The 19,927-nt window shown below is 54.3% G+C and carries 23 protein-coding genes; 4 read left to right on the top strand and 19 right to left on the bottom strand.

Going from position 1 to position 19,927, the window contains the following annotated elements; genetic code table 11:
* Positions 1-491 precede the first annotated feature (491 nt).
* The 3 genes from GX364_03605 to GX364_03595 all read left to right on the top strand — a co-directional run bounded on the left by GX364_03605 (position 492) and on the right by GX364_03595 (position 3,115).
* Positions 492-1,289, top strand: a complete 798-nt coding sequence (locus GX364_03605) for an ATP-binding cassette domain-containing protein (protein ID NLI69939.1) — start codon at positions 492-494, stop codon at positions 1,287-1,289.
* Positions 1,282-2,091 carry an iron export ABC transporter permease subunit FetB gene (fetB, locus tag GX364_03600; protein NLI69938.1) on the top strand — a complete coding sequence of 270 codons (810 nt, stop codon included), beginning with the start codon at positions 1,282-1,284 and terminating at the stop codon, positions 2,089-2,091. The genes GX364_03605 and fetB overlap by 8 nt, the downstream gene beginning before the upstream one ends.
* A 118-nt stretch (positions 2,092-2,209) precedes the next feature.
* Positions 2,210-3,115 carry a creatininase family protein gene (locus GX364_03595; protein NLI69937.1) on the top strand — a complete coding sequence of 302 codons (906 nt, stop codon included), beginning with the start codon at positions 2,210-2,212 and terminating at the stop codon, positions 3,113-3,115.
* 89 nt (positions 3,116-3,204) lie between these two features.
* On the opposite strand, the gene tsaD is transcribed toward GX364_03595, so the two are convergent.
* From tsaD to spoIIAA, 12 genes are all read right to left on the bottom strand, one after another.
* The gene (tsaD, locus tag GX364_03590) at positions 3,205-4,269 is read right to left on the bottom strand and encodes a tRNA (adenosine(37)-N6)-threonylcarbamoyltransferase complex transferase subunit TsaD (protein ID NLI69936.1); all 1,065 of its coding nucleotides are present in this window, start codon (positions 4,267-4,269) and stop codon (positions 3,205-3,207) included.
* Between the two features lie 25 nt (positions 4,270-4,294).
* The gene (gene rimI / locus GX364_03585; GenBank protein ID NLI69935.1) at positions 4,295-4,777 is read right to left on the bottom strand and encodes a ribosomal protein S18-alanine N-acetyltransferase; all 483 of its coding nucleotides are present in this window, start codon (positions 4,775-4,777) and stop codon (positions 4,295-4,297) included.
* Between the two features lie 14 nt (positions 4,778-4,791).
* Positions 4,792-5,514 carry a tRNA (adenosine(37)-N6)-threonylcarbamoyltransferase complex dimerization subunit type 1 TsaB gene (gene tsaB, locus GX364_03580; protein NLI69934.1) on the bottom strand — a complete coding sequence of 241 codons (723 nt, stop codon included), beginning with the start codon at positions 5,512-5,514 and terminating at the stop codon, positions 4,792-4,794.
* A 58-nt stretch (positions 5,515-5,572) separates the two neighbouring features.
* Positions 5,573-6,082, bottom strand: coding sequence for a tRNA (adenosine(37)-N6)-threonylcarbamoyltransferase complex ATPase subunit type 1 TsaE (gene tsaE, locus GX364_03575; GenBank protein NLI69933.1), 510 nt, complete (start codon positions 6,080-6,082; stop codon positions 5,573-5,575).
* Positions 6,083-6,462: 380 nt separating this feature from the next.
* Positions 6,463-6,816, bottom strand: a complete 354-nt coding sequence (gene spoVAE, locus GX364_03570) for a stage V sporulation protein AE (GenBank protein ID NLI69932.1) — start codon at positions 6,814-6,816, stop codon at positions 6,463-6,465.
* 42 nt (positions 6,817-6,858) lie between these two features.
* The gene (spoVAD, locus tag GX364_03565; protein ID NLI69931.1) at positions 6,859-7,869 is read right to left on the bottom strand and encodes a stage V sporulation protein AD; all 1,011 of its coding nucleotides are present in this window, start codon (positions 7,867-7,869) and stop codon (positions 6,859-6,861) included.
* 13 nt (positions 7,870-7,882) lie between these two features.
* Entirely contained in the window at positions 7,883-8,350 is a 468-nt protein-coding gene (gene spoVAC, locus GX364_03560) for a stage V sporulation protein AC (protein NLI69930.1), read from the bottom strand.
* 43 nt (positions 8,351-8,393) lie between these two features.
* The gene (locus GX364_03555; GenBank protein NLI69929.1) at positions 8,394-8,603 is read right to left on the bottom strand and encodes a dodecin domain-containing protein; all 210 of its coding nucleotides are present in this window, start codon (positions 8,601-8,603) and stop codon (positions 8,394-8,396) included.
* A 17-nt stretch (positions 8,604-8,620) separates the two neighbouring features.
* Complete coding sequence (locus GX364_03550) at positions 8,621-8,812, bottom strand: hypothetical protein (GenBank protein ID NLI69928.1); 192 nt, start codon at positions 8,810-8,812, stop codon at positions 8,621-8,623.
* A gap of 199 nt (positions 8,813-9,011) precedes the next feature.
* Positions 9,012-9,647, bottom strand: coding sequence for a sigma-70 family RNA polymerase sigma factor (locus GX364_03545; protein ID NLI69927.1), 636 nt, complete (start codon positions 9,645-9,647; stop codon positions 9,012-9,014).
* Entirely contained in the window at positions 9,637-10,119 is a 483-nt protein-coding gene (locus GX364_03540; protein NLI69926.1) for an anti-sigma F factor, read from the bottom strand. The genes GX364_03545 and GX364_03540 overlap by 11 nt, the downstream gene beginning before the upstream one ends.
* A gap of 65 nt (positions 10,120-10,184) precedes the next feature.
* Complete coding sequence (spoIIAA, locus tag GX364_03535; GenBank protein NLI69925.1) at positions 10,185-10,520, bottom strand: anti-sigma F factor antagonist; 336 nt, start codon at positions 10,518-10,520, stop codon at positions 10,185-10,187.
* A 158-nt stretch (positions 10,521-10,678) separates the two neighbouring features.
* Here spoIIAA and GX364_03530 point away from each other — a divergent pair, with 158 nt between their 5' ends.
* The gene (locus GX364_03530; GenBank protein NLI69924.1) at positions 10,679-12,103 is read left to right on the top strand and encodes a hypothetical protein; all 1,425 of its coding nucleotides are present in this window, start codon (positions 10,679-10,681) and stop codon (positions 12,101-12,103) included.
* Between the two features lie 142 nt (positions 12,104-12,245).
* Here the strand turns inward: GX364_03530 and GX364_03525 are convergent, their stop codons facing one another.
* From GX364_03525 to GX364_03495, 7 genes are all read right to left on the bottom strand, one after another.
* Positions 12,246-13,451 carry a D-alanyl-D-alanine carboxypeptidase gene (locus GX364_03525; protein NLI69923.1) on the bottom strand — a complete coding sequence of 402 codons (1,206 nt, stop codon included), beginning with the start codon at positions 13,449-13,451 and terminating at the stop codon, positions 12,246-12,248.
* A 209-nt stretch (positions 13,452-13,660) separates the two neighbouring features.
* On the bottom strand, positions 13,661-14,959 hold the full coding sequence (locus GX364_03520; protein NLI69922.1) for a thymidine phosphorylase: 1,299 nt from the start codon (positions 14,957-14,959) through the stop codon (positions 13,661-13,663).
* Between the two features lie 79 nt (positions 14,960-15,038).
* A complete protein-coding gene (locus GX364_03515) occupies positions 15,039-16,310 on the bottom strand; it encodes a phosphopentomutase (protein ID NLI69921.1) in 1,272 nt (423 codons plus the stop codon).
* A gap of 10 nt (positions 16,311-16,320) precedes the next feature.
* A complete protein-coding gene (gene xerD, locus GX364_03510) occupies positions 16,321-17,208 on the bottom strand; it encodes a site-specific tyrosine recombinase XerD (protein ID NLI69920.1) in 888 nt (295 codons plus the stop codon).
* A gap of 213 nt (positions 17,209-17,421) precedes the next feature.
* On the bottom strand, positions 17,422-18,063 hold the full coding sequence (gene spoIIM, locus GX364_03505) for a stage II sporulation protein M (GenBank protein NLI69919.1): 642 nt from the start codon (positions 18,061-18,063) through the stop codon (positions 17,422-17,424).
* Between the two features lie 97 nt (positions 18,064-18,160).
* A complete protein-coding gene (locus GX364_03500; GenBank protein NLI69918.1) occupies positions 18,161-18,697 on the bottom strand; it encodes an NUDIX hydrolase in 537 nt (178 codons plus the stop codon).
* Between the two features lie 84 nt (positions 18,698-18,781).
* Positions 18,782-19,909 (bottom strand): DUF3866 family protein, encoded by a 1,128-nt coding sequence (locus GX364_03495; protein NLI69917.1) that lies wholly within the window; start codon positions 19,907-19,909, stop codon positions 18,782-18,784.
* Positions 19,910-19,927: the final 18 nt, after the last annotated feature.

The raw sequence follows: 19,927 nt of genomic DNA, 5'->3' as shown, positions 1-19,927 counted from the left end.
GTACGGGGAAAAGCAGGAACCAGTTTATGCCGGTAGGAAGGTGTGTACGAGGAGGGGATTCTTCGGTCGCGGCAAACTACAGCCGCTCTCTCAGAATGACAGGTTGTACCTTTTATTTCTCTGGCAGTAGGGTAAGGGGTACATGAGGAGGGAATTCCTCGGTCGCCTGCAGCGTCCTCCCCCCCTGTCATTCCGAGCAAGCGGTGTTTAACAAGAACACTGACATCAAGCCATAGAGATAAATGATGTTGAAATGGTAACAACAGGGTGAAAGAATAGCGCCACGAGGAATCTCGGGTAATGGGGAAACACTGTACTTGACGTTGGCAGCCATTCACTCCATGTAGCTGACGCCAACATATCAGGTACTGGAAAATATAATAGCAGGAAACGGCCTGCTTGTAATTGAAAGAAAATAAGCGATATAATCAAGTTGGATCAAGCCCTTGTTTGTCCGTAAAACCCTTTAAAAAATCAGCGGAGGTTTGGCAATGGGTACTTTATTTCATTTCGAGGATGTGACCCTGATCCGTGATGGACGCATCATCCTCGATCATCTTTCATTGAAAATCCCGTGCGGGGAAATTTGTACCATTGTCGGCCCCCCCGGGGCGGGTAAATCCACTCTTCTTTCCCTCTTCAACCGCCTTCAGGACCCCACCCACGGTCGGATCCTTTTCCGTAACAACCCCTTGACGCAGATGGATGTATTGAATCTGCGCCGCAAGGTGGGCATGATTTTCCCGCAGCCCTCACTCTTCGAAGGGACGGTAGCCAATAATATAAATTACGGACCTTCCCTGGGGAGGAAGAAGCCTTTTCCCGAGGAAAGTGCCCTCCCCTTTCTGCAGATGGTGGGCCTGGAACCGGAATTTCTGAGGTTGCTGGCGGACAGGTTGTCGAAAGAACAGCAGCAGCGCGTTTCCATTGCACGATGCCTGGCCAACAATCCGGAAGTTTTGTTGCTGGACGACCCCACCTCGGCGCTGGAAGCCGAAGGAGCCGCCGCTACAGAGATACTATGCATGGATTTGCACAAAAAAAAGGGGCTGACCCTTGTATGGGCTACCCATGATCTCGAACAGGCCCGCCGCCTGGGCGGGAAGATGTTCTTGCTTGATACCGGAACGATCGTAACATCTTCCACTGCCAAAGAGGTTTTTGCCAGGGCCCGATCCGGCCCCGAACTATATTCCGATGCAGCGATGGGGTATCTGCTGAATTCCTTGCTGAAGGAAAAGAAACAAGCGGATCCTCATTCTACCGGAAATAACGGGGAAGGTGATTGAGACGGAATCTACAGCCCTGTTCATCTCGTTGATTTTTATCGTCATTGCCATGTTGCTTTCGATGCACAAAAGACTGGGGTTGGAAAAAGAAATCCTGTATTCCACGGGACGCGCCTTTGTACAGCTGATCGCAGTGGGTTACATCCTGCAGTACATCTTTGCCAGCCAGAATCGAATCGCGATCATCCTGGCCCTGCTGGCCATGACGATCATCGCCGGCTACCATGCCGGACAAAAGGCCCGGGGGATGCCCCGCCTCAAGGTGTATGTCACGGCCATCATCGGCATTACCTCCGTCGTGGTGCTCTCCCTTTTGTTGCTTCTTGGTGTCATGGATTTTTCTGCCCGTTTTCTCATCCCCGTGGGCAGCATGGTCATCGGCAACAGCATGATCACTTCCGGCATCGTTCTCAACCGCATTCAGCAGGAATTTTCCAATCGGCAGGAACAACTCCTGGCAGCACTTTCCCTGGGAGCCTCCTCCAGGCAGGCGGCGGAGCCACTGACAATGGCCTCCATGAAAGCAGGGATTGTACCCACATTGGATGCGATGAAAACGATGGGCCTCGTGCAGTTACCGGGAATGATGATCGGTGCATTGATCGCCGGAGAAAGTCCGATGATCGCCGTCCGCTACCAGATCGTGGTTATATTTGCGGTTCTTTCCGCGGTTGTCTTATCCGGCATCCTTCTTTCCACGATGATCTATCGCCTTTATTTTACCAGAACACACCAGCTCAAGATGCCTCTCTCGGCGCCTTCCAGGCTTCCCCTCTCCTCATACAGTTCCTCACGCAGATAATCGTTTTCCGTACAAACTTGAAGGAATTGTTGATTGCACGGCGAAACTATATAAAACCAATGACACACAGGTTCGCGGGTTCATACTTTCATTTCAAGATCGGATTGGAGGCCCCTCGATGCAAGATTATGCGATGATGAATTTAAGGGATGTCGATAAACTGGAAAGAAAGAAGACCATCTTTCTGATGGCTGTCAGCCCCTTGGAGGTTCATGGCCCGCATCTGCCTCTGGGCACGGATGTCTTTGTAGCCGAGGAGATGCAGAAACGTTACGCCGAAGCGCTGAAAAAAGAATTTCCCGATTTCACCCTGGTCAGGATGCCCTCCCTGTTCGTGGGTTCCGATGCCCTGCCGATAAAAGGGTCTGTTTCCGTGCCGGCTACAACACTGAAAAATCTGCTCTTCGCAACAGGGAAAGCGCTGGCCGAACAAGGTTTCCATTATCTTTTTTTGTCCGATAACCACGGTGGGCCGAGACACCAGCTGGCTTTCGAGGTTGCCGCCCGCAAACTGTGGAAGAAGTATCGTTTCTACCTGATCAACCCTTTCGGGCTCGTTTTCAAATACATGGTTCAGCATGATGAAGAATTCATGAAAAAAGTGGGGTTGCCGGAAGGCCAGGTCGGCGACGATGCAGATTCACATGCCGGCACGAATGAAACCTCCCTCGTCATGGCCACCGACCCATCGATGATCTCCCCGGATTACAGCGAGATACCCCCCTCCGAGCCTCCTCCACCCAACCGCATGGCGCTCTTCTTTGCCCGGATAGCAAAAATATTTTCCAAGCAACTGGGCCGGGATCTCGAACATCTGGCCAATGTCCTCGGCTGGGTTGGTGACACCAACATGAAACCCTACATGGGTTTTCCGGCCATCGCCTCCAGAGAGGCCGGCGAAGCCATGATCAAGACCCGCGTCGGCATAGCCATGAACCTGTTCAGAAAAGCCCTCGGGGGCGAACCGGTCGAGATAAACACGATGTTGTGGGGTTTGAGGTTTCTCTACAAGTTGCCCGAATAAATCAACAAACTTCATCTACGGGCCCTGCCTTTCCCGTTCTTCTCCGTTTTCGGGAACCTTTCACGATCACGTGATGTTTGTCACTTTTATCAGAATGACAGGTTGGGCACGGCATTGAGATCAAGAGAGGCAAATTCACGGCTTTGCAGATAGGGAAAAGCGGCGGCGGCAATCATGGCGGCATTGTCGGTACACAGCGATGGCGGCGGACAGTAAAATTTCACGTCAGGGGCCAGCTCCACAAGCCGCTCCCGCATCTGCCGTCGCAAAGAAGAGTTGGCAGCCACCCCCCCGGACAGAAGCAGGGAAGCCGGCTTTCTTTCCACCGCGGCAGCGACTGTTTTTTCCACCAGCACCTCCACCACCGCAGCCTGGAAACTGGCCGCCAGATCGGGCACATCGAACATCTCCCCTCCCTTTTTCTGCTGGTGAAGGTAGTTCAGAACGGCGGATTTCAGGCCGCTGAAACTGAAATCATAGCGGCTGTCCTCGTCGAGATAGGCGCGGGGAAAAGGGATAGCAGAAGGATTGCCCTGCCGGGCAAGACAGTCAATAATGGGGCCGCCGGGATAACCCAGATCCAGCGCCCGCGCCACTTTATCGAAAGCCTCGCCGGCGGCATCATCCCTGGTCTGTCCCAGGATCACGGCCTCCCTCACCCGCGGCACCCACACCAGATCGGTATGACCCCCGGAAGCCACCAGCCCCAGCAGGGGAAATCGTATTCCGGAATCTTCCCCATGTCCCCCTTCATCATGAATTAGAAAATTGGCATAGATATGCCCCTCGAGATGATTGACGGCGATGAGCGGGATATCGAGGGCATAGGAAAGCGTCTTGGCGGTAGCAATTCCCACCAGCAATGCCCCCACCAATCCCGGTCCGTAAGAGACGGCCAGAGCATCAAGATCATCAAAGCCCACCCCCGCTTCATCAAGAGCCGCATCGATCAGGGTATTGATCGTGTCCAGATGAAGCCTTGAAGCTATCTCGGGAACGACACCCCCGAAGATGGCATGCCGCTCCACCTGCGAAAAAACAAGGTTGCTCAGGATCCTATTTCCGTTTGCAACCACGGCCACTGCCGTCTCATCGCATGATGTTTCTATCCCCAGAATCAATCTATCCGTTGCAAGCAAATCCTGTTTCTCCATTTCACCTGTAATTCCCCGCGAAAAATCATAACCGGGCCCTATCGCCCACATGTTCATTGACCATGACGATGGCATCCTCATCGCGGTAATAATGTTTGCGCCGCCCGAGGGCCACAAACCCGAACCTCCGGTAAAGCATGCGAGCACTCCTGTTGCTCGGCCTGACTTCCAGGGACATGCGTACAGTTCCCTCGAATGCTGCCCTGGAGAGCAGGTGTTTCATGAGAAGTGTGCCCACCCCCCTGCACTGGCAGGTCCTGTCCACGGCCAGGGTGGTAAGATGAGCCTGGTCCAGAACGATCCAGATACCGGCATAACCTATCAACCGCCCATGAATGGAAGCAACAAAATAACGTGCAAACTCATTGCGGAGGATTTCAGCCTCGAATCCCCTTCTCTGCCAGGGGAACACAAAGACCGATTCTTCAATATGCATGACCGTGTCCAGGTCCGATACTTCCATGGGTCGGATCTGGACATCATGAATATCAAATTCAAAACGGCCCATGATGCCAACCTTTCCTATGTATCTTTTTCCCGCCTTCTGCGTTCAGCCTCCGGCACCCGCAAGTATTCCGGCCGCAGATCAAGAAATGAATACTGCCCCGGAGAGGCCCCCAGTTTCCGTGCCGCACACGTTGCTACCGATGAAGCTCTATTCAGTGCCAACGCAGAGGGTATGGCTGTGTAACGATTCCCGATTTCCTCATGCAACAGGTCAAGATATCTGGCCTGCCCATCCCCGGGGAAACAGACCCGGCCCCCGGATAACCGTAACCTGGCCACCAGCTCATGTATCGACAGGGCTGTCGGGGCCAGCAATGTTTCAAAATCAGTGTTGCCAGCAGCTGCCGGAGCATCGTAGGGACGATAGAGCGCCGCATAGACCTGATCCCGCCGTGCATCAAGCATGGGGCAGACAAGAATTCGATGACCGGAAAGATTTTCAGCAAGGGCCCTCAGGGTGGAGACACCCACCGCCTGCAACCCCAAACCCTGGGCCAGCGCCCTGGCCGTGGCTATACCGATACGAAGCCCCGTGAAGGAACCGGGACCGACGGCCACCGCCACCGCATCCAGATCCTTCCTGTCTGTTCCGGTATCGTCAAGAAGACAGCTGATCAGCGGCAGAAGTCTCTGGGAATGCGTCTTTTTGACATTCTGTGTATATTCTCCTACCAGTTCGCCATCGTTCAGAAGGGCAACGCTGCAGACCCGGGTGGAGGTATCCAACCCCATAATCAACAATTCACCGGCCTCCGTTCCATACAGGTTGAACAGCAGAAGCCTCTCTTGCAGTCTGTCATCTTATTTCACCCTCAAAATTATATTCCAATTTCTCCGACATTCTATCCAGGAGTGCCGTGGCAGCCCGGCCATGAGGATAAAAAGTAATCACTCTCTCTGTACTGCTCATGTCTCCTTCACTGTAAGCCAACCGGATGTCCATTCTCTCCGGAGGCAGGCATTCGGCAAACCTGGTTCCCCATTCGATGAAGGCAACCCCCTGTCCCTCAAGATATTCTTCCAGATCCAGGGCATCCAGTTCCATCCTGTCGTCAAGGCGGTAGAAATCAAAATGGAAGAGAGGCAGCCGCCCCCGGTAAACCATCATGATGGTAAATGTGGGGCTGCGTACAACCTCTGTAACACCCAACCCTCTGGCCGCACCTTTGACCATCACTGTTTTTCCGGTCCCCAGCTTGCCGTCCAGAACGACAACCAGGGGAACTTGAATCATCTGTCCAAGTATTTCCCCCACCCTGCGAGTCTCGTTTTCGTTACAGGTGGTAACAATAACTTTTTTGTTCATCATGGCCCGCCCCGGGGCTTCCCTTCCTTTTTTTCATCACTTTATTATAACCTACCGGTGCTGCTTTGAAAACAAGCAAGGGAAGAGCCCATCCCCATCCACAGGTTTGAATTGTTCGCCGCTCGTGCTGCCAGGATGCGGTCAAGAATGATTGTCCCCTACCCGGGGGCAGGGACCAAATCGACCTCCCCCCGGAACAAAAATAAATCAGGGGCAGAAAGCCACCTGATTTGTTTCATCACCATGATTCAATAAATCGATTTATGTCCACCAATTGCGCAATGAATTGCCTGACCCGGGTTGCCCGCCGACTATTTCGGGGCTCAAACCAAAAAAGATTATCTTTGCTGATCGCCGATGATCGCCACCCGGGAACTTTACTATCCCCTGGGGTTGAAGATCAGGGCGGCAAAGAACCCCAGAACTATCGCTGCCGTGATTCCCGGGCTGGTCAGTTCGAACATGCCGGTGAGCACACCGATCAACCCACGCCGGGCCGCCTCCGCCATCGCCCCCTTGACCAGAGCATTGCCAAAACTTGATATGGGTAGAGAGGCGCCCGCACCGGCAACATCAACCAGTTTATCGTAGAGGCCAAAACTGCCCAGCACGCCACCGGCCACCACGAAAGCGGATAGTATATGGCCCGCGCTCAGTTTGGTAAGCTCGAATAGAAGCTGCCCGGCAACACAGAATAGCCCACCGACGATGAATGCAGTTACATATATGTTCATCTGCAACACTCCTGCCATTCTAGATGTTTTCCTCCGCGCAGGTCATTTTTCCAGGGATACGGCATAAGCAATGGCGGGGATATTTTCACCCTGGTAGGATGTTGTGGGGCTATGCAATGCCCCGGTTGCCACCACCAGAACACGGTTCAGCGCCCCGCTGTCGGTCCGGGCCAGGATATGCCCCAACACCACGATTGCCGAACAGGCGCAGCCGCTGCCCCCTGCTTCGACCTGTTGATGCGGATAATAGAGCATCGTCCCGCAGTCGTTGTATCTGTCTCTCAGTGCAATTCCCCGGCGATCGGTCAACTCGAGCATCAATTGCATCCCGACCTGGCCCAGGTCACCGGTAACAATGAGATCGTAATATGTCGGCTGGCGTTGCAGATCGGCGAAATGCAAATCGAGGACCGAAGCCGCCGCCGGTGCCATCGCCGCCCCCAGATTGAGCGTATCCTTGACACCGAGGTCCACAACGGTACCGATGGTAGCCGACGTAATCCTGAGACCTTCTCCCCCGCCGGCAGTCAGCACTGCTGCAGCTGCGCCGGTAACCGTCCACTGGGCGGAACCCGGACGCTGAAATCCATACTCGGTCGGGTAGCGAAATTGTCTTTCGGCGCTGCAGTTGTGACTGGAAGTGGCGATCAGCACCCTTTCTCCGAAGCCACCACTCAGGAGCACGGAACCCAGGGCCATCGATTCGCAGAAGCTGGAACAGGCCCCGTAAAGCCCGAAAAAGGGTATCTGCATGGCCAGGGCGGAAAAACCCGAGACCGTGATCTGATTGAGAAGGTCACCGGCCAGGAATAGATCGATGTCTTCCGTCTTCAATCCACCCTTGCCCAGGGCGATGTAGCAAGCTTCCTCCATCATCCGCCGTTCGGCCCTCTCGAAACTCTTTTCCCCGAGCCGGTTGTCTTCGTAGACCACGTCAAAATCTGCACCAAGCGGGCCGGCCCCTTCCTTGGGACCGGCCACCACACCTGTATATGAAAGCAAGGGAGGATTGGCAAATAAAAAGCTGTGTGCTCCTATTTTCTGCGTATCCATACCATCATTCTCTCTACAATATGGCCGAAATTACCGCGGCAAGAAAAGCGGTTACCACGCCATACATGATCACGGAACCGGCCATCATGAACATCCTGGAACCGGTTCCGGCAATGGTCCCCTCCTTTTTGAATTCTATGGCCGCGGAAGAAATGGAATTGGCAAATCCGGTGATGGGTACAGTTATGCCAGCCCCGATATAACGGACAATCCTGTCAAAGACACCAAAACCCGTGAGCAGAACACCGATGAAAATAAAAAAAACCACCATCGGATTCGTCGCTTCCTCTTGCGAAAATCCCAGGGCAACGAAGGCATCACTGACCAATTGCCCCGACAGGCATACCGTTCCGCCACCCAGAAAGGCCAGGACAACATTCCTGGCCAGTGGCGGGCGGGGTTGTTTCTTCTGCACCAGTTTCCGGTATTCCCGTGGAGAAATTTTGAGCCGTTCCTCTGCTGTATTCTGCATCTTTCCCATTATCTTTCCGGCCTCGACTTTCCGCCCTTTGTTTTTCATGCGTTCAACGATCGTCTCTTACCCCAAAGGCCAGCTTGATGTTGGCTTTGTATTCCGTTATTTCACCATCATGAACATGCCCGGTTATGTTCATGATCTCTACCCCGGTAATACCCTCTACAGTCTGAGCGGCGTTCCTTACAGCACTGCGTACCGCTTCATCCCAGCTATGCTGGGACTCTCCAACGAGTTCCACTATCTTGGCTACGGTCATCTTCTCACCCCCTTTTTTTAACTTCGGAGCCCCGGCCAGCAAGTTTCCGGAGCATGTACATCCCCGGACACGGCAATAACCGGAAGGGATCTCCGTGGCGGCTCCGGCGGCCGGTTGAAGAATACAAAATAAACAACCAGGGCAACAAACAGAAACAGGACAAAGCCAAGGGCCAGAGTCGCCAATCTGGCTTCCATCCCTTTGGTCATCCGTTCTGCCCCCCTTCCCTGTTTCCCGTTTCAGGTCAAATTTCTTTGCTTTTGTAGTATTCAACAAAGGGGTGGTTTTTATAACCTGTCGAAGCGTAAATTATTGGAATTGAACGTGCGGGCATATTTCCCGGTTGGGTTGTCCGATGTGAAATTTCCGGGCCGGGGGGAAACAACGAGTAGTTGCTACTGGAAGGTGCTAGATGTCTTCCTGCATCGTCTCTCTCATTCTCTGCAGCACCTTTATTTCGAGGCGTGAAACCTGTTTCTGCGAGCAGCCCAGAAGTGAAGCCACTTCCTGCTGGCTCTTTTCCTTGAAATAGCGATAAAAAATGATCCTGCGCTCTGCGGGAGAGAGTGATAGCAGGGCTTCCTTCAGCCATGTTTTGCGGATATATTCTTCTTCCAGGGCCTGGCCCGATGGCATCTGGGCCAGTTGCTCGGCACCCGGAAAGACCGGACGGGGGTACTCACTTTCAATGGCCGCCTCCTCGGGGCTAACACCTTTGGCCGTGGCCAGAGCAGAGAGGGAAGATGCCTTCCTGACTGAAGGCCCACGGAGAAGATTGTGGCCCCGCCGCAGGTACATCCTTATCTCGCCCATGATCCATTTCACGGCATAGGTGGTCAATTTGACACCCACTGCAGGATCAAAACGTTCGATAGCCTTCAGAAGCCCCATATAGCCAACCTGCACGAGATCATCGGTATCATGATAGGTATTGGTGAAACGCTGCACCAGCCCCAGGACCATGGGACGGAGCTTCAGCAACAGCTGTTCCCCGGCCCTGTCATCCCCGGCATGGAACAGTTCCAGAAGCCGATCAATTTCCATCCGCGTTACCCTCTTCGTCGGCAGCCGCAGCCTGCCCGGATTTGGGGGAGAGACGCTTGACCATGCGCACGGTCGTCCCCCGGCCCTTGCCGGAGATAACGATCAGCTCATCCATGAAGCTTTCCATGATGGAGAACCCCATGCCCGAACGCTCCAGTTCCGGCTTGCTGGTATAGAAAGGTTGCCGCGCCTGCTCGATGTCCGCAATCCCCCGCCCCTGGTCGGTTATCTCGACGGTAAGGATGCTGTCCTCGATGAAGGCGAAAAATATGACGGGTCCGATTTCATCTTCATAACCATGGATGATTGCGTTGGTCACCGCCTCCGAAACAGCCGTTTTGATATCGCTTATCTCCTCCAGCGTGGGATCGAGGCGGGCGGCGAAAGCAGCGATCACGGCACGGGCAAATGCCTCGTTTCTGGAAAGACCGGGTATCTCCATTCTCATATAATCTTTTCCCCTGTATTCCATCATTATCTACCTCCCTGTGTCAGCTTTTGAATTGTTCATGTGGCAAGAAAACTTTCCACCTGCCGCTATATCTTTTTCAGGGCCTCCTGCTCATCCCGGTACATGGAAATGATCCGGAGCAGCCCCGACATCTCGATCAACCTGGCCACCGTCCTCGACGGACTGCATATGGCCACCTTGCCTCCCCTCTGATCAACCTGCTTGTAGCGGCCGATTAGAGCCCCCACTCCCGAACTGTCCATGAACGTAACCTCTTTGAAATCAACAATCAAATTGCGAGCCCCATCCTTTCCCCATTCCCGGGCAAAGGTTTTCCTGAATTCCCTCGCGCTATGGTGGTCCAGTTCGCCCTTCAACTTGATGATCAGATTGTGGCCCCTGCGATTTGTCCTGATCTGCATGACTACCCTCCCGAGCCGATTTAGCAAAAAACGGAAAATCTTCCGCTGTGGAAAATAATTCTTCATCTACGAGATTATTCCTGCAAATTTTTCGACATTCATAAAAATATATTATCTGTTATAATTATCATAAAAATATATTCCGGGGGACAATCAACATGTTGACCTCTACTGGCAGGCCCGTGGGCAGAAAAAAATTGTGTTGTTTCCTTCTTGTTTTCTGGTCCGTGTTCATCATGATGGGCGCATTTCCCCTTCCCCTTCATGGTCATCTCCCGGCCCATGGCATCGTTGCAGCAAATTCCACCGCTTCAAGTAATGCCTCCCGGACAGTTGCCTGTTCGTGGGGACGTGGAAATGAAGGCCAGCTGGGTCACGGGGAGAAAAAAAGATCTCCGCTGAAAATTGATGACCTTCACGGCGTAAAGGAAGTGTCCGCCGGTGAACATCATTCCCTGGTGCTGATGGAAAATGGCGATGTGTTCGCTTTCGGCAAGAATGACAAGGGGCAGCTGGGGCTGGGAACAATTGCGAAATCGGTTACCACCCCCACCAGGATCAACCTTGACCATGTGGAAGCCATCGCCGCCGGTTACTCACATACATTGCTGCTGAAGGACGGGCGGGTCTACTCCTGCGGGGAGGGAACATACGGTGCGCTGGGACATGGCGACAAAAAGAATAAATCCTCCCCCCAATTGGTCAATGACCCCAACCTCAACGATGTCAAGGCCATCGCCGCCGGCTTCCACTACTCCCTGGTATTGCTTGAAAACGGCAACGTCTACGCTTTCGGCCAGAACGACAGGGGAAAATTGGGGTTGGGTGATACGAAGCAGAGGCTCACCCCCACCAGGATCGGCCTCGACAATGTGGAGGCCATCGCCGCCGGATACTCCCATACGCTGCTGCTGAAGGAAGGCCGCGTTTACTCCTGCGGGGCGGGAACATGCGGTGCGCTGGGGCTTGATGATACGGAGGATAGAAACACCCCCCGGTTGATCGAAAATCTCGACAATGTCAAGGCCATCGCCGCCGGATGGGGAGATTACAACGGTTCTCACTCGCTGGCATTGCAAGAAAATGGCGATGTCTATTCCTTCGGGCGGGGGGACAGCGGCGCGCTGGGACATGATGGCTATGATGATAAAAAGATCCCGACCAGGATAGAATCCGTGAAGAAGGCTGCCGCGGTGGCTGCCGGGGGCAAATATTCACTCATCCTCCTGGAGAACGGCGCTCTTCATTCCTGCGGCGACAATGAATTCGGGCAACTGGGGCTCGATACCGACCAGGAGAACCTCCCCGTACCGACCGCGATAGATCACGATGAAGTGATCAGCGTCTCGGCCGGTTCGCGCCATGCGCTGCTGATTTCCACGATGCTCATGATCGGTGATGTTGACGGCAACGGGAAAATCGACGTCAAAGATGCCATCCTCGTGCTGAAGCATGTCGTGAAATTGATCGAACTGGAAAGCCTGGACCGGAAGGCGGCCGACACCAACGGGGACAAAAATATTGACGTCAACGATGCCATTTTGATTCTGAAATATATTGTCGGGCTGATAGAAAAGTTCTGAACCACGGTTCCGGAATGTGCAGAAAGCAGAAGAAACCTCCGGATGCAGGCAGCCTTCTCCCCGTAGGCGAGATCCTGCCACCGCTCCGATCCTCCGAGGCCGAACAGGAGCAAACTTCAGGTCTTCACCCTTCCGCCTCCTCCTATCTCCTCCCGAAACTGAGCCAGAGGGAGAAGAGACGCCCGGCCAGTTTGAAATAACCGGCCCGCGCCGTCCCCTCGACGGCAACCAGATCAATGCCAGCCTGCTCATACATGAAGGTGGCGTTTATTTCGCCGACTTTCTGCCCTTTTTTCAGTGGCGCCTTCAGGTGTTCGGGCAGAAGTATCTCTTTTTCGAATTCCACTTTTTTTCCCCGGGGATAAAGAAGACTGAGGTTATCTTTGGCTACTATGTTTACATGTGTCAGATCACCCTTTTCCACGGGCATCACCTTGATAACCTCGCCTTTCTTCACCAACGGGACAGATTGGTAACGGGAAAAACCGTAATTCAAAAGCGCCCGTGCCGCATCGTAACGTTCATCGCTGGTGGCCCCACCCAGTATTATGGCCAGAAAACGGGTATCGCCCCGCTTCGCCGTGGCTGCTATGCAGTGATCGGCTTCGTTGGTAAATCCGGTTTTCAACCCGTCGCACCCCTGGTAATAACGAATCAGCTTGTTGGTGTTGCTGAGATAGACACCACCCGACTTTATTTCATCTTCCAGGAAATGCTCATCCATCCACAGGTTCGCAAGTTCATGGACCAGGGGATAATCCAGCAGTTCCCGGCTCATGATACCGATATCCCCGGCAGTGGTATAATGATTTTCATCATGGAGGCCGTGAGGGTTCACGAAACACGTATTTTTCATACCCAGATCATCTGCTCTCCTGTTCATACGGTCCACAAAGGCCTCCACCGAACCGGATATATGTTCGGCCACGGCAACTGCAGCATCATTGGCAGAAGCGACCATGATGCCGATCAACATTTTTTCCAGGCTGACCCGGTCCCCTTCACTGAGAAATAACTGTGAACCGCCCATGGATGCTGCCCGCGAAGAGACCGCCACCATGTCATCAAGATGTATTTTCCCTTCTTCGAGATCCTCCATGGCCAGAAGGACGGTCATGATCTTGGTCACGGAAGCCGGATACAGTTTTGTTCTGTCGTTTCTGGCAAAGATGACTTTACCGGTGTCCGTCTCCATCATCAGTGCAGCCTTTACATTGTAATTGAATTCGATGTCCGGCTTCTCCGATTCTTCGGAAGCGGCAGTGGCAAATCCGGGCAATACTATCATATTCAACAATACAGTGACAAGAATGAGGAAAACCAGACGGGTTGGGATATTCCTGCGCAAGAGTGTAACCTCCCTTTTTTCATATCTATACCCGTAAATCAAAAAAACATACTCCCCAAAAGAGTATGTATTGTCCAAAACAAAAATAACTTCTTTGCAGTATCAGGGCCGCTCTCGCCATCGATTTTAAATATCGCGGGCATCGATCCGGCACGGGGGCGCAATCTGCTGCCCCTGCCTTCTGCAGCCGGGCAAGAAATCCGGCGGATTCAAGAAACGGTGTCGCGGATCAGCGGCCCGGTGGTTACGGGACTGGCAACAATCTTGACCGCCCGGTGAGCTTCCTCCAGGGCAGCGGCAATCTTTTCTTCCGCATGGGCATGGAGGGTCATCAGCGGCATCCCTTCCTCCACCCCATCGCCGTTTCGGGCATGAAGGCAGATACCGGATGAATGGTCAAGAGAATCTCCTTTTCGTTGGCGCCCGGAGCCTAGCAAAGCAGCAGCCCGGCCAATATGAAGGGCGTCGAACTTATGCAAATATCCCTCCCGATCGGCTCTGATCACCCGCTGAAAACGAGCCGTCCCCAGCCCCTTTTCAAGTGAACGCGGGTCTCCACCCTGGGACTCGACCATCTGCAGAAATTTTTCGTAAGCAGCGCCACCGGTCAGAAGATGCCTCAACCTGGAGCGGATTTCTTCCTCATCTTCATCATTCTCCGCATCCTTGAGCAGAAGTGTGCCCAGTGAGAGGGCCAGTTCCCTCGGTTCATCGGGGCCCTCCCCCCGCATGATGCTTACCGCCTCCATGACCTCCAGGGAATTGCCGACCGCCCTGCCCAGAGGCTGATCCATATCGGTGATCAACGCTTTGACCTGCCGCCCGGAAGCCCTGCCAAGAGCAACCATCGTCTCCGCCAGAGATACAGCCCCGTCAGGTGTCTTCATGAAGGCGCCGCTGCCAACCTTGACATCCAGGACGATCCTGGAAGCCCCGCCGGCAATCTTCTTGCTCATTATCGAACCGGCGATAAGGGGGATGCTGTCCACGGTCGCCGTCACGTCTCGCAAAGCGTAGATCTTCCCGTCGGCAGGGGTGAGTTCGTCGGTCTGGCTGACCACCGCCAGGCCGATCCTTTCCACCTGCTTTCGCATCTCGCTCAGGGAGAGTTGCGTGTTGAACCCCGGGATACTTTCCAGCTTGTCAACAGTCCCGCCGGTGAACCCCAGCCCCCGTCCGGACATCTTGGGCATGTAAACGCCGGCAGCGGCCATCAATGGAGCCACCACCAGCGTGGTCTTGTCCCCGACACCACCGGTGGAATGTTTGTCAGCGACCAGGCCGGGAAGATGGTCCCATTTCAATATCCGCCCGGATGAAGCCAGAGCCCCGGTGTATGCGACCAGCTCCTTCGGGGACATCCCGCGGTAATAGACGGCCATCAGGAATGCAGCCATCTGGTAATCGGGGATACGGCCCCGGTCAAAACCCTCGACCATTTGCTCGATATCATCGGGCGTGAGTTCCTGCCCGTCTCTCTTTCTGGTGATCAGGTTTGAAGTTGTCATGGCCCTCCCCTGCGCCCGGTTCTGTTGTCTGCCCGAGCACGAATCTATCAGCGGAAACCGGCAGCCCGTCGTTCTTCAATTATCCGGGCAGAGACAGTTCGTCCAGAAATGAGGTGCCGGAAATGTCCCCGCCATTTTCCACCCCGAGATAGTCCATGATCGTGGCCCCCAGGTCCGCGGCCGTGGAGCGTGTCCCCAATGAAACGCTTCGCGGGTGATTGCCGACGATGTCACCACCCGTGCACTGCCAGATCAGCAGGGGAACATATTCGCGGGTATGGTCGGTCCCCGGCCAGGTCGGATCGCAACCATGGTCGGCAGTTATGGCAACAAGATCCCGGGGCCCGAGGTGTTCCGACAACCTGCTCAGAAAGGTATCGAAAATATTGAGCGCCCGGGCAAATCCCTCTGCATCATTGCGGTGCCCGTAAAGGGAATCAAAATCACCAAAATTGGCCCAGATCAGCCCCCCCCGGGAAGCTTTCAACGCTTTCAGCACCCCGAGCTCGACCACGGTGTTATCCCCCCTGGCCGGTATGTAACGGGTCGTCCCCCGGCCGGAAAATATTTCGTTAACCTTGCCCACCAGGGTCACCTCCACCCCATCGCTGGAAAGAAGATCCAGCATCGTCGGGCGTAATGGCGGCAGGGAAAAATCCCGCCGACCGGAGGTGCGTTTGAAGTTACCCGGTGTACCAATGAAGGGGCGGGCAATAACGCGGCTTACCGCATGTTTCCCGGAAAGCAGCTCCCGTGCCCGGGAACAGAGAAAATAAAGTTTTTCGAGCGGAATAACCTCCTCGTGCGCCGCAATCTGGAAGACACTGTCGGCCGAGGTATAGACGATCGGGGAACCGGTCTTCATATGTTCTTCCCCGAGTTCTTCCATGATTGCCGTTCCGGATGCCGGCCTGTTGCCAAGCACTTTGCGCCCTGCCACTCTTTGAAATTGATCGATTATTTCCGGGGGAAACCCATGAGGGTAGACGGGAAACGGGTAAGGCAGGACAAGGCCTGCAATTTCCCAGTGCCCGGTGGTGGTATCCTTGCCCGGTGAACGGAAGGCCATCCGACCGTAGGAGGCACGTGGAAACGGATGAGAAGGCACCCCTTCAAGTGGGGCGATGTTTCCCAGGCCCAGTTCCTGCAAACGGGGAACCTTCAGCCCGCCGACCGCCGCGCTGACATGTTGAAGCGTGGCCGCACCTTCATCGCCGTACCTGGCAGCATCGGGCAACGAGCCGATCCCCACCCCATCAAGAATCAGGAGCAACACCCTCCTTCCGGGCGGGGGGCCTTTCTCCTGCAACTGTCTTTCTATCTTGAGTTTTTTTTCATCAATAACAGGCATCATCGTTTCCTCAGGCGCGGGGATGAGTCCGATCATATATCTCCCTGATCTTGCGCCTCGTGATCTGGGTATAGATCTGGGTGGTTGATATATCCGAATGCCCCAGCATCTCCTGGACCGAACGCAGGTCTGCACCATTTTCCAGCAGATGGGTGGCGAAAGAATGGCGCAGTGTGTGGGGGGTAATGTCTTCGTTGAGATTGGCCTTGAGGGCATATTTTTTCAATATTTTCCAGAAACCCTGTCGGGTCATTCTGCGGCCATGCTGGTTGACAAAAAGTGATTTTTCATGATCTCCTTTTACCAGTCTTGAACGACAACGGGCCAGGTATTCCTGTACTTTGTCCACTGCCACAGACCCGATGGGCACGATACGCTCCTTTGAACCTTTGCCGCGGCAACGTAAAAATCCGACCTCGGGGTTGAAATCATTCAGGTTCAGATACACCAGCTCCGAAACCCTGATCCCGGAGGCATAGAGTAGCTCCAGCATGGCTTTGTCCCTTATACCGATATGATCCCTGTCCGAGGGCTGGCTCAGAAGCCTTTCCACTTCATTCATGGATAGAACGCGGGGGAGTTTCTTCTCCAGCTTGGGCGGGTCAACCTGCTGTCCCAGGTTGATATCGACGATTCCTTCCTGGATCAGAAAATGATAGAATGAACGGATCGAAGCGAGGTTTCTGGACACGGTGGAAGCCGCCTGCCCCCGTTCCCTCAGGTTTGCCAGGTAGGCAACGATATGCTTGCGATTGGCTTCTTTCATGGCGCCGACATTGTCTTTCTTCAAAAAAAGCAGATAGCGGCGGATATCGCGATTGTAGGATTCCAGGGTGTTCTTGGCCAGGCCCCGTTCCACGGTCAGATAGTGTATAAAATCATTAGCCAGTTTTTCCATCAAATACTTCCCTTCAACCGTACGCATGAAAGCGCCCAAAAAATGTACGCTCCCATTCCGGTACAAGAACAAGCAAACATTTCATACTATTCCACAAAGTAATATTAAAATCCTTTTTTTATGGCATGCTTCGTCCGGTCAAGCCAAAGTTCCCCTGCTCTTTCCGGATATTGTCGACCTCTGGCAGGAAATAAACTTCTTCAACCGGCCGGGTCACCCCAGGAAGGCGGTTGCGGCCAGGCGCATGAAAAGCATGGAAACGTATGTTTCCACCAGGCTGCCGATGATCAAAGCCAGACCCAAACAAACAATTGTGCGCCCGTATGAAAAAAGGTCTTCGCCGAATGGCCGCGGCCTTTTTTCGATGTAGATGGCCCGGAAACGGCGCCAGGAGAAGGCAAAGCCGGTGGCAGCGACTATCAGAAAAACGGGGATAACGATCATGTTGTGCGGAGCCACCGCAGCCAGGGAGAAGAGAGCCCCACCCACGGATGCTTTTTCAATCAGGAAGGCGACCGTGAAACCGATGGCTACTCCCCGCATACCAACCAGCAGGAAAATCAACGGGAACCCGTTGGCAAAGACTCCGGCAAGGCAGACCAGGGCAAGATGCCTGAAGTTCTGCCCGATCGAAGCGCGAAAAACAGAACCGTAATCGACCTCCCTGCCTTCTTCCAGCCCCCTCACGAACAGTGCAAAATGATCGGCCATTTCGCCGATCGCCCCCGGCTGCATATATCTGAGGACCAGAACCCCGCCAAGCACACCGGCCGTGAAAATAAATCCAACAACCATATATATACCCAGGTTTTCACGGAGATATTCCCTTATAAAAGCATTTATTCCCTCCCGCAAGGCCAATTTTCCTCCGTCAACATGATTTTGATATTTATACTAATTTATGAGCCACATAATAGAATATGACGGGGGGAACCCGCACATGCAACAGCCTTCAAGGCCACAGGAGAGCAATGATTGTCTTGGCATCGACGATCTCGCGGGCAACGATCTTCTCCACCGCTTCCCGCTCGCTCAACAACACCGTGTTGAGATTTTCTTCCTCATCCGCATCCACATCACGGTCAGGCTTGCCAACGTACTGAAGGTCATAACCGCGAAACAGGTGGATGGCTTCATTGCTGAAACCCGGGGTGGTGTATATTCTGGAGAGCAGGGCCAGCCTGCCCGGCCGGTAGCCTGTCTCCTCCACCATCTCACGCAGAGCACACTCCTCCGGGGATTCGCCGGGATCAAGTTTGCCCGCCGGGATCTCCAGCAGAGTTTCCCCGACAGGATAACGATACTGTTCCACCAGAATGATCCGCCCATCTTCATCTGCTGCAATCACGGCTACCGCCCCCGGGTGCTCCACCACCTCCCGGCCGCTCCGGGTACCGGTGGGAAGCTCGACTTCATCCACCTTCACATTGATGATGCGCCCGCGATATTTCATCTCTGTCTTCAGCATCTTCTCCGTCAGATCATTCATAAGCGTTCCTCCCCAATCCCTGTATTTGTTTTCACACCGGTCATCGTTCTTTCTCTTCATGGCCGCCATTTCCGCAGAAACCGCTCAGGATCCGAGTCTGCTTTCTTTCCTGTTTCTTCTACCTTCTGCCCCCTTTTCCCTGCCGGGAAACGAAGCGGTGAAGATGGCCGCCGCCGCCGGAGCAGCAAAGATATAGGGATCCTCGTCGCTGTCCCGCCCCATGGAATGAAGCCATTTCTTTTCTTCCCTCTCCCAGAGAAGCTGCCCCTTCATGTGAATGGCACAGACCCGGTGCCGTTCGAAAAGCCCCTCATCCATCAGCTGTGCATTCATGTGCTTCATCTCCGTCTTTCCCATGTAGGGAAGGGGCAGGTATGCCGGTGAAAAAGCAGCAGTCTTCAGGGCGGTGAGGGTATGATGGCTGATGCCCCAGTGGCGCGGACGGGGGTCAGCAAAACTGATGCGAGGGATAACCACGGGGGTGCCGTCCAGGGAGGTCACACGGTTCACATTTTCCCCCACCTCCATCCCTGAAAAACCATATTTGGTTCCCGTCCCGGTCACCCCCGGGCCGGGCGCGATGATCACCGTGTCAACACCACCGGCCTGAAAAGCGGCAACGAGGCCGCTATAAACATTCACCGCCTCCAGGTCACCGCCGTACGCCTGCCCGGTGGTCACGGTCAGCCGGAGAAGTCCCTCCCTCTTCAGGCCATCGATGGCCCGGCTGAAAGAGATGGGCAGGGCGGCGGTGTCGGTCATCAGGTAGCCCAGGCGCAACGTTGGTTCCATCTTCTTCAGGGTCAGAACCGTCGGAGCGACCATGCTGTGGAGCTCCCCGATGATGACCGGGCACCCACGGAGACTTCTGAAATCGGTTATGGCCCCACGCGGACCTTCTTCTTCCTCACACGACTGGACCGCCAGCTGCAACGGGGTGTAACGCAATCTTATCAGATGCCCGGGGCCGGCAATCTTGCTGCTGCACCCCCGGTCGAAATTGAAACAGACGAAATGATAACCGCCGGTCCCGAGGGCCAACTGCACCGCGGTGGTGTTCAGGATGACCCGGTCCCCCACGGATACCGGCCCGGTGAGTTGATCGTAATTCAAAGCTTGATGAACAGTGCCGCCGATCTTGACCTCGATCTCGGTTGCACCCGGACGGCAGGCACCGATGGATATGACCGAACCTTCCTGTTTTTGAATCATTTCTTTCACCACATCCCG

This window comes from Bacillota bacterium (assembly GCA_012518215.1).
In the GTDB taxonomy this organism is placed as follows: domain Bacteria; phylum Bacillota; class Dethiobacteria; order DTU022; family PWGO01; genus JAAYSV01.
Note: the sequence above shows the minus strand (reverse complement) of the source record. Positions and strands in the feature narration are given on the sequence as shown.

Excerpts from the sequence above, each read along its gene's own strand:
- tsaE (NLI69933.1), bottom strand. The coding sequence starts at position 6,082 with ATGAACAAAAAAGTTATTGTTACCACCTGTAACGAAAACGAGACTCGC.
- tsaD (NLI69936.1), bottom strand. The coding sequence starts at position 4,269 with ATGGAGAAACAGGATTTGCTTGCAACGGATAGATTGATTCTGGGGATA.
- GX364_03500 (NLI69918.1), bottom strand. The coding sequence starts at position 18,697 with ATGAATGATCTGACGGAGAAGATGCTGAAGACAGAGATGAAATATCGC.
- spoVAD (NLI69931.1), bottom strand. The coding sequence starts at position 7,869 with ATGGATACGCAGAAAATAGGAGCACACAGCTTTTTATTTGCCAATCCT.
- GX364_03520 (NLI69922.1), bottom strand. The coding sequence starts at position 14,959 with ATGACAACTTCAAACCTGATCACCAGAAAGAGAGACGGGCAGGAACTC.
- GX364_03550 (NLI69928.1), bottom strand. The coding sequence starts at position 8,812 with ATGACCAAAGGGATGGAAGCCAGATTGGCGACTCTGGCCCTTGGCTTT.
- GX364_03555 (NLI69929.1), bottom strand. The coding sequence starts at position 8,603 with ATGACCGTAGCCAAGATAGTGGAACTCGTTGGAGAGTCCCAGCATAGC.
- GX364_03540 (NLI69926.1), bottom strand. The coding sequence starts at position 10,119 with ATGGAATACAGGGGAAAAGATTATATGAGAATGGAGATACCCGGTCTT.
- xerD (NLI69920.1), bottom strand. The coding sequence starts at position 17,208 with ATGGAAAAACTGGCTAATGATTTTATACACTATCTGACCGTGGAACGG.
- GX364_03595 (NLI69937.1), top strand. The coding sequence starts at position 2,210 with ATGCAAGATTATGCGATGATGAATTTAAGGGATGTCGATAAACTGGAA.
- GX364_03530 (NLI69924.1), top strand. The coding sequence starts at position 10,679 with ATGTTGACCTCTACTGGCAGGCCCGTGGGCAGAAAAAAATTGTGTTGT.
- spoVAC (NLI69930.1), bottom strand. The coding sequence starts at position 8,350 with ATGGGAAAGATGCAGAATACAGCAGAGGAACGGCTCAAAATTTCTCCA.
- rimI (NLI69935.1), bottom strand. The coding sequence starts at position 4,777 with ATGGGCCGTTTTGAATTTGATATTCATGATGTCCAGATCCGACCCATG.
- GX364_03605 (NLI69939.1), top strand. The coding sequence starts at position 492 with ATGGGTACTTTATTTCATTTCGAGGATGTGACCCTGATCCGTGATGGA.
- spoIIAA (NLI69925.1), bottom strand. The coding sequence starts at position 10,520 with ATGCAGATCAGGACAAATCGCAGGGGCCACAATCTGATCATCAAGTTG.
- GX364_03545 (NLI69927.1), bottom strand. The coding sequence starts at position 9,647 with ATGGAAATTGATCGGCTTCTGGAACTGTTCCATGCCGGGGATGACAGG.
- spoVAE (NLI69932.1), bottom strand. The coding sequence starts at position 6,816 with ATGAACATATATGTAACTGCATTCATCGTCGGTGGGCTATTCTGTGTT.
- GX364_03495 (NLI69917.1), bottom strand. The coding sequence starts at position 19,909 with ATGATTCAAAAACAGGAAGGTTCGGTCATATCCATCGGTGCCTGCCGT.
- GX364_03515 (NLI69921.1), bottom strand. The coding sequence starts at position 16,310 with ATGCCTGTTATTGATGAAAAAAAACTCAAGATAGAAAGACAGTTGCAG.